The following is a 13,133-nucleotide window of genomic DNA, read 5'->3' on the forward strand; positions in this document are numbered from 1 at the left end:
ATCCAGGCACCGGCGGAGGCCGAAATGATGAAGGATCGGAGAGAACCATTACTTCTTGCCCGTCAGCCCACGGCCTGTGTCAACGGGATCAGGCCGGCTGTTGGGGCTGCGATGGCATCCATTTTTCTGTCGCTTCCGGGTTCATTGCTGGCGGCCGGAGGCCCCGGCTTCGGAGGCAGCGCCTTGTGGGAACTGTGGGGGTTGCCCATGCTGGGGTTGGCCGCGACTGGTGTGGTCATGGCTTTGCGAGGGAAAGCGGGCGCGTGGGGTATTACGGTCGGTTGTTTGGGCGCTTTGATGGCCTTGATCTGCTTGAGCGATAAAGGTCTGCTCGGAACACTCTTCCTAGGCCCCTGGGCACTTTTTATCGGCACGCTGCTGTTGGGTGTGCTTCCGGCATTTTTACCCAGCAGCCCACCCCCGGCTCCGGCGTCTGATTGCCACTACGCTGACGGAACTGACATTCAGGTTGGCGATCGGGTGTCCCTGACGGACCTTGACAATTCGCTCGGCACCATCGCCGCTGTTGTCGGCACCAACCAATGGGGTGCGGGGTACTCCAAAGAGTCCTTCAACAACATTTCGCAGGGATTTCTCGTCGTATTGGATGATGGGCGCAAGCTGTTCTTCGACCGATCAAAACAAGCCCTCCATTTCATCGCGAGAGCACGCGACGGCGTGCCGCTTGAAACACTTCCTTCGCGCATGGGCTAGAACTTTCGGTATGGCATGCCGAGCCGGCTGGAGTGCCGCACATTGGCCGGACTGGCCGCGAGGAAGGGGTATCAACACCCAAGGTAGCGACAACGTAGAAGTACAAAGTGCATGCCCGTGCTGTCCACTGCGGCTATCCAAAATGGCTGCCCACTGCGGAGCAACGCAGTCCCATGACTGAACCACAACGCGCACCCCGTTTCCGAGCCGCCATCTTCGACATGGACGGCCTGCTCATCGACTCCGAACGCGTGACCCTGCGCGCCTGGATCGATGCGGCGGCATCTTTGAATTGCGTACTGGCGCAGGCGGACTACCTGCAGGTGGTGGGCCGCGCCTCGCGCGACTCGGACGCCCTGCTGACCGCGATGCTGGGCGGGCGGCCGATGTTCGAGCAGGTGCTGCACGAGGTCGCCACCCGGCTCGCAGACACCGGCAGCGAGCCGCTGTTTCCCATCAAGCCCGGTGCCGCGGTACTGCTGCAAACCCTGCGCGATGCAGGGGTGCCGTGCGCGGTGGCTTCGTCGTCACGCCGCGATGAGATCGAGCACCGCCTCGCCCGCGTGGGCATGCTGCTACCGGCTGGCCGCCGCGCGGCTGGGGGTGGACCCGGCGCAGTGCTTGGCTTTCGAAGACAGCGAGAACGGGGCGCGTGCAGCGCAGGCGGCGGGGGTGGCTGTGGTGGTCGTGCCCGACCTCAAGCACCCTGCGGACGACATCGCAACGCGCTGCCACAGCGTGCTGGCGTCGCTGGAGGTAGCGCACGGACATGTGGGGCGGTGGTTTATCGACACCAGACCAACGCAGCAACGCCTATGAAGCCAGGCCTTGAGGGCAGGGCGCTCTGGAAGACCTGAGCACCTCCGAGCGACGTGTTCTGGTACTCAAACAGGGTTTTCGCGCGCTTGTATGCTGCGCCACTAGCTACCGAATGTGTAGCAAGGCGGCTGCCCCCACCGCGCTATTTCTATTTCTGCTTCTGGTACGCGTTGTGCGCAGGCACCCCGCGGTCCGTGTCCTGCAGCCCGCGTTTGACATCCTTGTACGCCTGCTCGATCTCCGGATGGCGTTCGCCGTCGGTCATGTCGGTGGCCTGGTCGCGTTCGTGGGGCAGGCGGGCCTCCGGGCCGCCCAGGTCTTCAGGGCCGCTGCCGGGCTGCTCTGTCGGGTTGGTGGTGTTCGTGCGGCGCTCGGTACGGGCCGGCACGGGGGCGGATGGGGTGACGTCTTTTTCTTGGCTGGGGGATTGGGCCATGGAGCCTCCGGATACTGGTGGGCGTCGCGCTGCGACGGGGCGGCCGCTGAAGCCGGTGAGCCATGCTATGCAGCCCATGCACGCGCCTGTGTAGGCGGGTGCGCCCACCCGGCGCGGGGCGGTGACCGATCTGCAGCCCGCTCGGCATGCGACACTACTGTATGTCTCAACAGGTGTGGGCCGCGCAGGCCCTTGAATCGTTCGATGCGGTGGTGCAGGCCACCCCGGGTTTTCGCAGCCGCCACGGCCAGCGGCGCATGGCCGAGCAGGTGGCGCACACGTTCAGCTCTGCCACGCTGGGCAAGGTGGACAGCGAAGACGGCGACGCCGCCCCGCCCACGCGCGCCATCGCGGTGATCCAGGCCGGCACGGGCGTGGGCAAGTCGCTGGCCTACTGCGCCCCCGCCATTGCCCTGGCGCTGTCGCGCGGCACGCGGGTGCTGATCTCCACCGCCACCGTCGCGCTGCAGGAGCAGCTGGTCAACAAGGACCTGCCCGCGCTGGCCGCGCTCATGCCGCAGCCCTTCAAGTTTGCGCTGGCCAAGGGGCGCGGCCGCTATGTGTGCAAGCTCAAGCTCGATCGCCTGGCGGGCACGGGCGAGGCCGAAGAGGAGTCCGAGGACGACGATCTGTTTGCAGAGGAAGAGGCCGCCGCCCGCGCCAAGCGCCCGCGGCAGGAGACCGAGGCGCGCATCCAGTTCTACGGCGCCATGGCGCAAACCCTGGCCAAGGGTGCGTGGGACGGCGACCGCGACAGCCTGGAGACCCCGCCCGAGCCTGAGGTGTGGAGCCCCGTGGCGGCCGAGGGCGCGTCGTGCACCGGCAAGCACTGCCCCGCCTTCAGCCAGTGCACCTACTACGACAAGCGCAAGGAGCTGGTGGGCGCGCAGGTCATCGTGGCCAACCACGACCTGCTGCTGTCGTCCCTGGGTGCGCGCGTGCTGCCCGAGCTGGACAACTGCCTGCTGGTGCTGGACGAAGCCCACCACCTGCCCGCCACTGCGCTGCAGCAGTTTGCGTGCAGCATGGACCTGTCGCGCCTGACCTGGATCGACCGCCTCTCCAGCCGGGGCCTGCGCATCGGTGCGCTGCTGGAGGTCGAAGAGATTGCCGACATCCCGCGCCACGCGGCGCAGCTGCGCCAGACGCTGCAGGACCTGGCGCGCATCGTGATGGACGTGTACGGCGCGGCGCTCAAGAGCCAGAAGGACACCTGGGGCCCGGCGCGCGTGCGGGTGCCGCGCGGCGAGCTGCCCGAGCCGCTCATCGCCCCGCTGGGCCTGCTGGCCGCCAGCGCCGACGGGTTCCTTGAGGCTCTGCGCGCCATCAGTAAGGCGCTGCGGGCCGAGATGCGCGACAAGCCGGAGGAGGCCAAGCGCCTGTCCACCCTGTACGCGCAGATCGGCATGCTCGCGCCGCGGCTGGAAGAGCTGCACGCCACCGCGCAGCTGCTGCTGCAGGACGCACCCCAGGGCGCAGACCGCAGCTTCGTGCCGGCCGCCAAGTGGTTCACGCTCGAGGTCGACGGTGACTTCATCGTCGTCAAGGGGCACGCCAGCCCCATCCTGCCCGGCACCACGCTGCGCAACCACCTGTGGAATGCGGTGCGCGGCGCGGTGCTCACATCGGCCACGCTCAACAGCTGCGGCAATTTCGACTTCTTCCTGCGCGAAGCAGGCCTGCACGGCGACGACACCACGACCACGCTGGAGGTCCCGAGCCCCTTCAACTACGCCGCGCAGGGCACGCTGATCGCGGCCGAGACGCGCGCCGACCCCAAGAACGCCGCGCAGTTCACGGCCGAGATGGTCGATGCGCTGCTGCACGACATCGCCCGCGTGGAATACGGCGCGCTGGTGCTGTTCACCTCGCGCGAGCAGATGCGCCAGGCCGTGGATGCGCTGCCCACCGCCATGCGCAGCGTGGTGCTGGTGCAGAACGCGCTGCCGCGCACGCAACTGCTCAAGCGCCACCGCGAGCGGGTGGAGAACGGCGAGCCCTCGGTCATCTTCGGCATGCAGTCCTTCGGTGAAGGGCTGGATTTGCCCGGGCGGCTGTGCGAGTCGGTGTTCATCACCAAGCTGCCGTTCGCCCCGCCCGACGACCCCGTGGGCGAAACCCGTGCCGAGTGGCTGCGCGCCGTGGGGCGCGACCCGTTCAGCGAACTGGTGGTGCCTGCCACCGCCATCCGCCTGGCGCAATGGGTGGGACGCGCCATCCGCACCGAGGACGACCAGGCCCACGTGTACTGCTACGACAAGCGCCTGATGCGCACGAGCTACGGCCAGCGCCTGCTCAAGGGCCTGCCGCCCTTTGCACTGCAGCAGCGTGCGCCGCTGTAGCGCCAACGGCCCCGACGACCATCCACCGATTCCCTGACCTGACACCCCGATGCCCCACACCACCCCCGCCTGCCCCCAATGCGGCCAGGAGAATACCTACCCCGACGCCAGCCTGTACGTGTGCCCCGACTGCGGGCTGGAGTGGCCCCAGGCCGCTGCAGCCGCCGACGAAGAGGCTGCGGACGCAGGCGACGCCACCGTGCGCGATGCCAACGGCAACCCCCTGGCCGACGGTGATGCGGTGATCCTGGTGAAGGACCTCAAGGTGAAGGGATCGTCATCGACGCTCAAGAAGGGCACCAAGATCAAGAGCATCCGCCTGGTGGACGGCGCCGACGGCCACAACGTGGACTGCAAGACGGACCTGGGCAGCATGCTGCTGAAGTCCGAGTTTCTGAAGAAGGCGTGAGCCCCTGTGCAACGCAGCACCGCGGCAGTGAAGGTGGTGGAGGGCGACCTGCTGGACCAGCACGCCGACGTGATCGTCAATGCCTGGAACCGTAACATCGTCCCGTGGTGGTTGCTGCTGCCGCAGGGCGTCTCGGGCGCGATCAAGCGGAGGGCTGGGTACCAGCCGTTTCGCGAACTGGCCCGCCATGGCCCCATACCGCTGGGCGGTGCCGTGCTGACGGGGGCAGGCCGGCTGCCCCACCAGGGCATCATCCACGTGGCGGGCATCAGCCTGTGGTGGGTGTCGTCGCAGCGCTCCATCCAGCAGTCCGTGCTGTCGGCCATGGCGTTGGTTCAGCAGCATGGCTTCGGGTCGGTGGCGTTTCCGATCATCGGCGGCGGGACCGGCGGCACCCGCGCAGACCAGGCGCTGCAGTGGATGCTGCAGAGTCTTGAGAGCGTGGATTACGCGGCTGCAGTGACCATCGTGAAGTACACCGCGCGGCGCTGACGCGGGGCTGCGGCGCATGTCAGACAAGCGCCCACGCACAGGCGGGCAGGCAGACGACGCCGGGCACACGCCAACGGGCCGACAGTCGCTTCATACCTCATCGCACTGGAGCCCTTTCATGCCTAGCAACAGCACACCCGCCCACGACACCCTGTGGAAACTCATCAAGGACATCCGCTTCGGGATGCTCACCCACCGCACCGCGTCGGGCATGCTGCATGCACACCCCCTGACCACGCAAAACCGCAGCATCGATGAGCACAACGAGCTGTACTTCTTCATCTCCAAGTCCGGCGAGCTGTACGAGCGCCTGCTGACCGATGGCGAAGTCAACGTGTCGTACGCCGACCCAGGCGACGACAGCTATGTCTCGCTGTCGGGCCAGGCCCGCTTCATCGACGACCTGGCACAAAAGGAAGCGCTGTGGTCGCCCATGGCCAAGGCCTGGTTCCCGGGCGGCTACACCGATGCCGACCTGGCCCTGCTGGCCGTGCGCATCCGCCACGCCGAGTACTGGGACGTCAAGGAAAGCAAGATGGTCCAGCTGTTCAAGATGGCCAAGGCGGCCGTCACCGGCGAGCCCCCGCGCGAGCTGGGCGAGCACAAGGAACTGACCCTGTCCTGATCCGCAGGCGCTGCCGCACCGCCGGCGCGCCACCTCTGCACACCCACATCCAGCACCGACACCCAGGAGGCTTTATGAGCAGCAAGGAAAACCGCCGTGACGATGGCGACATGAGTACCGAGGCCGATCGCACCACCCAGGACAACGAAGGCTCCGGCAAGGTCGCCCAGGCCCACAACAGCACCGGCGACAAACCCGCTACGCAGCTGAACCAGGGCCGCCGCTCCCCCGAGAGCCGCCACGACCGCGACGCCCACATCGGCAGCGGCAACCAGGTGCAGTCGCGCCGGGGTGCCGCAGCCAGCACCGGTGGCGGCGGCAGCCGCGGCGCGGGCTGAGGCGGCGCAGCGCAGCGCTCCACATCCGGGTTTCCATGGCCCGCTACGAAAAGAGCCTCCGGGCTCTTTTTTATTTTGGGGACGAGCTCTTGAAAAGATGTCGAAGCCATCCAATTGACATCCATAAACCATCCAATAAACATCCATATGGATGGTTAGTCAACAACCGAGAGTACTATGGCATCCACCCCACCTGCACCCGTGGCCGTGCGCGGCAAAGTCCCCGATTCGGAAAAAATCACCATCAACCTGGGGTTCGTGGACCTGGGCCACATCGACCTGCTGGTGTCCGAAGGCTTTTATGCCAACCGCACGGACTTCATCCGCACCGCCATCCGCAACCAGCTGACTGCCCAGGGCGACGCCGTGCGGCAGGTGGTGGCCCGCAAGATGCTTGTGCTCGGTCTGCAGCGATTCGGCCGCGCCGAGCTGGAAGCCGTGCAGGCGGCAGGGCAGGTGCTGGAGATCCGCGTGCTGGGCCTCGTCAGCATCGATAACGACGTACCCGCCCCGCTGGCGGAGGCCACTATCGCCTCCGTCACGGTGCTGGGGGCCTTTCATGCCAGCACCGCCGTCAAGGCGGCGCTGGCCGGGCGCATCCACTGACGGCAGCGCCGCCCACCCTACAACCCCAAGGAACCCCGATGGACTGGAACCACAAACTCAAGCAACTGATGGGAGAAGCCACCCAGCTGGTGCGCACCGGCCATCTGGCGGATGCCACCCGGGCCATTCAGCAGGCGCTGGGCCAACCAGCGACGGCGCCCGCCGCTGCGCAAGGCACCGGCACACCGAATGAACACGCCCCCAGCACCGCCGTGGAGCAGCCGCCAGTGCCCGGTGCCAGCTTTCGCACCGCCGCGCCGTGGCGCACCGGCGTGGCGCCGGATGTGGAAGACGCCGTGGTCATCGAGCGAGACACCCGCCCTGGCGAGGGCAGCGCCGCTACCGACCATGCAGGCCATGCAGGCCACCAGAACGCGGGCACCGGGCAAGCCAGCCCTGCTACCGCCACTTCGCCATCTGCAACACCGTCTGCAGCTCCATTCGCAGCGCCCTCGGGCCCCGCAAAGGCTGCGCGGGCAGGCAATGCCCCCAGTGCCGAGGCACCCGGCAGCTTCACCCGCGTGGTCTTCACGCAGCCCGGCGCGCCACACACTCCGCACCACTACCACCTGTACGTCCCACCCGGCGCGGCGGCTGGCACCCCCATGCCCCTGGTGCTGATGCTGCATGGCTGTACGCAAAACCCCACGGACTTTGCCACCGGCACCGGCATGAACAGCGCTGCCGCACCCGCCAACGCACTGGTGCTGTACCCCGCCCAGCCGAACAGCGCCAACCCCAACGGCTGCTGGAACTGGTTTCGCCCCGAAGACCAGCGCCGCGGCAGCGGCGAGCCCGCGCTGCTGATGGCCATGGTGCGCGACGTGATGGCACGCCACCCGGTGGATGCCCAGCGCGTCTACGTGGCAGGCCTGTCCGCCGGCGGCGCCATGGCCGCCTTGCTGGGCCGCGAGTACCCGGACGTGTTTGCCGCCGTGGGCGTGCACTCGGGCCTTCAGGCCGGTGCCGCACACAACGTGATGGGCGCACTGTCGGCGATGAAAACGGGCGCCAAGCCCCATCCCCGCGGCAACCCTGTGGCAGCGCCAGGCCAGCCGGTCACCCCGGTGATCGTCTTCCATGGCGATGCAGACGCCACGGTCAGCGCGCGCAACGGCGAGCAGGTGGTCGAAGCCGCGCTGGGGGCCGTTGCTGGTGGCGCAGCGGTGCTGCACAAAACCGTGCAGCAAGGCCAGTCAGGCAGCGGACAGCGCTACACGCGGGCGGTTCACCGCCGCGCGGAGGCCGCTGGCGGTGAGTCCGTCAACGCAGGCCCCGTGGTGGCAGAGCACTGGGTGCTGCATGGCGCAGGCCACGCCTGGGCCGGTGGCAACGCGCAGGGCAGCCACACCGACCCGCGCGGGGTGGATGCCACGGGCGAGATGCTGCGGTTCTTTCTGGAGCAGCGGCTTGCGGCCCAAGGTTGACATCGGGGCACACGCCCCGGGTGCGAGAGTCCGCGCCGCGTCTTGGCGACGGGCTGCCTCAATAGGTCACGGTGATGTTGGCATTCCGGGCGCCGACCCTGACATGCTCGGATTCCAGATCTGTCTTGAGAACGTCCTTGGTTCCGCCAGCAGAGACGTTAAACGGATTGCCATAACCGGCTGATGCCTTGATGGCGCTGCTGTAGGTTTTTGAGCCGGCGGGCAGATAGTCGACATGCACTCTGGCCTGGGCGCCAGGGGCGGCAATGTGCATGCCGGTGGAATTGCCGAGATCGATCTCCTTAGAGTCGTCTTGGGCGATGTTGACGGTAGTAGGCATAGAGGATCTCCTGGAAGTTGAGGGAAGCCCGGCGACGTGCCAGGCCCGGAAAGCCAATGTAGGCAGGCGAGATCGGAATGGCGATGACAGGCGATTACATGGCGCCGCGCCGGGCTCTGCATAAAGCCGCACTCCAGACACGCGGGGGTGGGCACACAGCACGCACCGGCTGGCGGGACCTGCGGCAAACACGGCGGCACAATCCTTCTTTTTCGCATCCACACCCATGCCCCCCATCGCCGTCATCGACTTTGAAACCACCGGCGTCTCGCCCGGCCAGGGCGCACGCGCGACCGAAGTCGCCATCGTGCTGCTGGAAAAAGGCCAGGTGGTGGACCGCTTTCAGAGCCTGATGAAGACGGGCGCGTGGATTCCGGCATTCATCACGCAACTGACCGGCATCACCAACGCCATGGTGAACGCCGCGCCCGATGCTGCAGGCGTCATGGCCGACGCGGCGCGGTTTGTGGGGGATGCACCGATGGTGGCGCACAACGCGGCGTTCGACAGCAAGTTCTGGCAGGCCGAATTGGCACTCGCCGGCGTGGCCGCACCGCCCCCGTTTGCCTGCACGGTGCTGCTGTCGCGCCGCCTGTATCCCCAGGCGCCCAGCCACAAGCTCGGGACGCTGGTGGACTACCACGGCCTGCCGCGCACCGGCCAGGCCCACCGCGCGCTCGCCGATGCCGAGATGGCCGCCGCGCTGCTGGCGCGCATCCAGCACGACCTGCGCACGCAGTGGCGCGTGGCCGAGCCAGGCCATGCGCTGCTGATGGCGTTGCAGCGCTGTGCGAAGCCGGGCATAGGAAAACTGCTGGCGCAGCATGGCGAGAGTGCGCCGACCGCGCTGCAGGCCGTGCCGCCCGCGTGATCGTTCTGCCAACGCTGGTCAATCAGAGCGGCCGTGCGCCCTTGCACGGCGCTTGCGGGCCCAGACCATGATGCCGGTCACGCTGAGCATGGCGACCACGACACCCACCAAGCCCACGGCAATGCGGTAGGCCAGGCCCCCGATTTCTCCGGTATGCAACACGCGCAGCCAGGCCGATACCTGGTCGCCTCCCAGTCCCCGGCCCTCGAAGTTCGTGAGCAGCACCGCCCCGGTGTCCCCGTCAATCCAGAGATCGGAGCGTCCGACTTCGTCGCGCAGGTCCCAACTGGTGCGTGTGCGATACAGGTAGGCACCCTGGGCGGGCCGGTACCACAGGCTGTCCTCACGCAGCACCTGGAACCCCTGGCTCGATGCCAGGGACTGCAGGCTGTCGCGCGCGCGGGCATGCGCCACGCGCCAGTCCAGCCCGGGCTCCCACCGCGGCGAAGGCAGGCGGGGCGGCCGCTGCCGCGCTTCGTCCTGGAAAGAAAAAGCGGTCGACATCACCGGGCGGTAGATAGCCTCGCGCAGGTTGAGCATGACACTGGACCAGGCGAACACGAGCAATGCAACCCACAGCCACAAGCCGAATGCACGGTGCAGGTCCAGTGTGAAGCGGTAGGCGGAGGCACCGCGCTTGATGCCCCATGCCGGACGCCATTTGCGCAGAAATGGCTGGCCCCGAGGCAAGGTCAGCCACAGGCCTGTGAAGCAGTCGAGCGTCCACACGAGCGCGACGGCGCCCATGAACCACTTGCCCCACGGATGCGGCAGGGCCAATGCCTCGTGCAGGCGCCAGACGAAGGGCACGAGGTTTTCGGCGTGCCATCGGCCTTCGGACCACAACACGCCCCATTGCCGGTCGCCCAGTACCGCTCCGGTGTACGGGTCGACAAAAACCTGATCCCGCGTGGGCACGATGGGATCGCCCGAGATGGCGTGGGGCCGCGGCATGAGGAAGAACATCAGCGAGTGACCCGGTTGCGGAAAGCCCAGGTAGTCTGCCCGTGCCGCGGGGTAACGCTGCTGCAGCTGCTCGCGCAGCACGAACGGGTCCTGCAGGCTGCGAACCGTGTCTGAACCGTGCGGCACTGCGACCTGAAACAGCTGCGGGTTGAGCAGGGCCTCGAGCTCGTTCTTGAAAGCGAGCACGCTGCCCGTAAGGCCCGCCGCAGCGAGAAACAACGCCGTTGCCAAGCCTGCCCAGCGGTGCAGCCGCCCAGCCAGGACGCGCACTCCAGCCACTCTTTGCTACCAGCGGTAAGCGACGCTGGCGGCCACCGAACGCGGCGCGCCGTAGTCGCAGCCGGTGACACCGTTGTAGCAGACCGAAGGTATGTAGCGCTTGTCAGCCAGGTTGCTCACGTTGACTGCGTAGTGCCACGGACCCTGTTCATAGCCTAGCCGCAGATCCGCCAAGGTGTAGCCTGGCACGCCGGTGCTGGCACTGGCCGCGCTGCCAGGCTTGGCGGACACGTAGCGCACGCCCGCACCCAGTGTCCAACCGGGCAGCCCCCAGTTGCCCAGCCGGTAGTCCGCCCACAGCGAGGCCACATGGTAGGGCGACGCAAAGAACCGCCCACCGGCCTCGCCGGGCACATTGCTGCGGGCCACGCGCGCGTCGGTGTAGGTGTAGGCGGCCATCAGCTGCACGGCCTGACCGAGGCGGGTGTGCGCTTCGATTTCCAGGCCGCGCGACACCACTTCGCCGGTCTGTACGGAAAAGCCCGGCTCTACCGGATCGGGCGTGAGCACGTTCTTGCGCTTGAGCTGGTAAACGGCAGCCGACACGGATGTATCGCGTCCTTCGGGCTGGTAGCGAACGCCGGCTTCGTACTGCAGGCCCTTGTCGGGTGCGAAGGACTTACCCGATCGGTCGGTGCCGCCCGTAGGGTTGAACGATTGGCTGATGCTCAGGTAAGGCGCGAGCCCGCTATCGGTCAGGTAGACCAGACCCGCGCGACCGGTGGTAGCGGTGTTCTTCTGCGTCTGGCCTGCGCCGTTGAAGACATCGTCGTTGCGGAAGCGGTCGTGGCGCCCGCCCACCAGCAGCACCCAGCGGCCGTCGATCTTGATCTGGTCCTGCAGGTAGACGCCGAACTGGCGCCGGTTGTCCTTCAGATGCCGCCAGGTGCTGGTGGTGAAGGGCGCGCCATAAACGGGAGCGAAGACGTCGATGGGCGCCAGCGTGCCGCGCTCGCGCACGGTGTCGTATTCGGAGCGGGCATAGTCCACGCCGCCGAGCAGCGCGTGCTGCACGGCGCCACTGCCCAGGCGGTACTGCAGGTGGGTGTCGGTGGTGAACACCGCCGTGTGATCGTCGTGCATGCGCGACTGGCGGGCGAGCCTCTGGCGAGTCGGCCCGGCCACCCAGCCTCCGCTCAGGAAGTAGTTCGAGTCCAGGCTGGACTGAAAACGGCGCAATGCGTGGCTCAGTTGCAGGGTGTCCGATAGCGCGTGCTCGACGACGTAGCCCAGGGTGCTGATAGTGGTGTCGAAACGGTTGTAGCCCGGCTCACCAAGGTAGCGGCTGCGGGGAATCTCGCCAAGCGGGTGGTCTTGCAACGTACCGATGATGGGCAAGGTGCCGGCATCGCTCTGCCGCGACTTCTGGTGGCTGGCCAGCAGCGTGACCGCTGTGGCCGCCGACGGGCGCCAGGTGAGCGCTGGCGCCACATAGATGCGGTCGTCCCGGCCGAAGTCGATGAAGGTGTCGCTCTTGCGTGCCAGGGCCGTGAGGCGGTAGGACCACACGCCTTCGGCGCCGATGGGGCCCGTGAGGTCGGCCGACACCTGGCGGCGCTGGTGGCTTCCCACTTCGAGATTCACTTCGCGGTAGGCCTCGCGCTGGGGCCGCTTGGTCACGGTGTTGACCACTCCGCCCGGTGCCGCGGCGCCGTAGAGGATGGACGATGGGCCTTTGAGAAACTCCACACGCTCCAGGCCATAGGGTTCCTGCTTGCCGTTGTAGATGTTGGCCATGTAGCGCATGCCGTCGCGGTAGAAGCTGCCGAACTGCATGTCGGCCTGGAAACCGCGCAGGAAGAACGAATCACCCTGGCTGGGGTTGATCGCCGCAGCCCCGGAGGCGATGCCGGCGGTGTAGCCCAGGGCGTCCTGCAGCGTCTGCGCGTGCTGGATCTGCATCTGCTGGCTGCCCACGACCGAGATCGATTGCGGCGTCTCGATCAGCGGGGTGTCCGTGCGGGTGGCGGTGGCGCTACGGGTGGCCGTGTAGCCGCGCAGCGGGCTGGTGGCCGTCTCTACCTCGGCGGCGGCGGTGACGCGCACCTGGGGAAGCGTCTTTCCCGCATCGACAGGCAGAGAGTCTTGTACTCCGGCTTTTTGCGGTGCGGCCACCAGCACATAGCCCGCCGGCGTACGGCCGATGGCGTGGCCACTGCCTCGCAGCAATTCGGAGAATCCGTCCTCCACACCGTAGCTGCCCTGCAGGCCCGGGGTGCGAAGGCCCTGCACACGTGCCGCGTCCACCGCGATCGCCACGCCCGCCTGCTGGGCAAATCGGTTGAGCGCCTCCGCCAGGGGGCCGGCGGGAATGTCGTAAGACCGCGCTGCCTGGGCGGCAGGTTGCGCCTGTACGGGCAACGCGGCCGCCGCCAGCCCGGCCAGGGCCATCTGCAGCGCCAAAGGGGCGAGCCGGGCTCTCAGAACCGGGCGTGCGGGGAGGGTGAAGAGCATAGAAGGGATTCCTGG

At 67.5% G+C, this 13,133-nt stretch carries 13 protein-coding genes and 1 pseudogene; 10 read left to right on the forward strand and 4 right to left on the reverse strand.

The features are described 5' to 3' along the window. Window positions 1-111: 111 nt before the first annotated feature. Window positions 112-714, forward strand: coding sequence for a hypothetical protein (locus tag ACSQ3N_RS00175; protein ID WP_436145306.1), 603 nt, complete (start codon window positions 112-114; stop codon window positions 712-714). A gap of 173 nt (window positions 715-887) precedes the next feature. After that, window positions 888-1,533, forward strand: a pseudogene (locus tag ACSQ3N_RS00180) (HAD family hydrolase). Between the two features lie 148 nt (window positions 1,534-1,681). On the opposite strand, the gene ACSQ3N_RS00185 reads toward ACSQ3N_RS00180, so the two are convergent. Beyond that, complete coding sequence (locus tag ACSQ3N_RS00185) at window positions 1,682-1,969, reverse strand: hypothetical protein (RefSeq protein WP_396504168.1); 288 nt, start codon at window positions 1,967-1,969, stop codon at window positions 1,682-1,684. Window positions 1,970-2,130: 161 nt separating this feature from the next. On the opposite strand from ACSQ3N_RS00185, the gene dinG reads away from it, so the two are divergent. The 7 genes from dinG (at window position 2,131) to ACSQ3N_RS00220 (ending at window position 8,208) form a co-directional block, all read left to right on the forward strand. Further along, window positions 2,131-4,311, forward strand: coding sequence for an ATP-dependent DNA helicase DinG (gene dinG, locus ACSQ3N_RS00190; RefSeq protein ID WP_436145307.1), 2,181 nt, complete (start codon window positions 2,131-2,133; stop codon window positions 4,309-4,311). A gap of 49 nt (window positions 4,312-4,360) precedes the next feature. Further along, complete coding sequence (locus tag ACSQ3N_RS00195) at window positions 4,361-4,720, forward strand: zinc ribbon domain-containing protein YjdM (protein WP_396504170.1); 360 nt, start codon at window positions 4,361-4,363, stop codon at window positions 4,718-4,720. Window positions 4,721-4,726: 6 nt separating this feature from the next. Further along, the gene (locus tag ACSQ3N_RS00200; RefSeq protein ID WP_436145308.1) at window positions 4,727-5,212 is read left to right on the forward strand and encodes a macro domain-containing protein; all 486 of its coding nucleotides are present in this window, start codon (window positions 4,727-4,729) and stop codon (window positions 5,210-5,212) included. 118 nt (window positions 5,213-5,330) lie between these two features. Then, window positions 5,331-5,837, forward strand: coding sequence for a pyridoxamine 5'-phosphate oxidase family protein (locus ACSQ3N_RS00205; RefSeq protein WP_056171553.1), 507 nt, complete (start codon window positions 5,331-5,333; stop codon window positions 5,835-5,837). 74 nt (window positions 5,838-5,911) lie between these two features. After that, window positions 5,912-6,175, forward strand: coding sequence for a hypothetical protein (locus ACSQ3N_RS00210; RefSeq protein WP_436145309.1), 264 nt, complete (start codon window positions 5,912-5,914; stop codon window positions 6,173-6,175). Window positions 6,176-6,352: 177 nt separating this feature from the next. Then, window positions 6,353-6,781, forward strand: a complete 429-nt coding sequence (locus ACSQ3N_RS00215; RefSeq protein ID WP_056171770.1) for a hypothetical protein — start codon at window positions 6,353-6,355, stop codon at window positions 6,779-6,781. A gap of 38 nt (window positions 6,782-6,819) precedes the next feature. Next, window positions 6,820-8,208, forward strand: coding sequence for an extracellular catalytic domain type 1 short-chain-length polyhydroxyalkanoate depolymerase (locus tag ACSQ3N_RS00220; RefSeq protein ID WP_436145310.1), 1,389 nt, complete (start codon window positions 6,820-6,822; stop codon window positions 8,206-8,208). A gap of 58 nt (window positions 8,209-8,266) precedes the next feature. Here the strand turns inward: ACSQ3N_RS00220 and ACSQ3N_RS00225 are convergent, their stop codons facing one another. Further along, window positions 8,267-8,548 (reverse strand): hypothetical protein, encoded by a 282-nt coding sequence (locus ACSQ3N_RS00225; protein ID WP_056171556.1) that lies wholly within the window; start codon window positions 8,546-8,548, stop codon window positions 8,267-8,269. A 226-nt stretch (window positions 8,549-8,774) separates the two neighbouring features. Here ACSQ3N_RS00225 and ACSQ3N_RS00230 point away from each other — a divergent pair, with 226 nt between their 5' ends. Next, a complete protein-coding gene (locus ACSQ3N_RS00230) occupies window positions 8,775-9,419 on the forward strand; it encodes a 3'-5' exonuclease (protein WP_436145311.1) in 645 nt (214 codons plus the stop codon). A gap of 18 nt (window positions 9,420-9,437) precedes the next feature. Here the strand turns inward: ACSQ3N_RS00230 and ACSQ3N_RS00235 are convergent, their stop codons facing one another. Both ACSQ3N_RS00235 and ACSQ3N_RS00240 read right to left on the reverse strand, forming a co-directional pair. Further along, window positions 9,438-10,655 (reverse strand): PepSY-associated TM helix domain-containing protein, encoded by a 1,218-nt coding sequence (locus tag ACSQ3N_RS00235; protein ID WP_436145312.1) that lies wholly within the window; start codon window positions 10,653-10,655, stop codon window positions 9,438-9,440. Window positions 10,656-10,670: 15 nt separating this feature from the next. Further along, window positions 10,671-13,118 carry a TonB-dependent siderophore receptor gene (locus ACSQ3N_RS00240; RefSeq protein ID WP_082517062.1) on the reverse strand — a complete coding sequence of 816 codons (2,448 nt, stop codon included), beginning with the start codon at window positions 13,116-13,118 and terminating at the stop codon, window positions 10,671-10,673. Between the last annotated feature and the right edge of the window lie 15 nt (window positions 13,119-13,133).

Source organism: Acidovorax sp. LjRoot194, assembly GCF_964253015.1.
Taxonomy (GTDB): Bacteria; Pseudomonadota; Gammaproteobacteria; order Burkholderiales; family Burkholderiaceae_C; genus Acidovorax.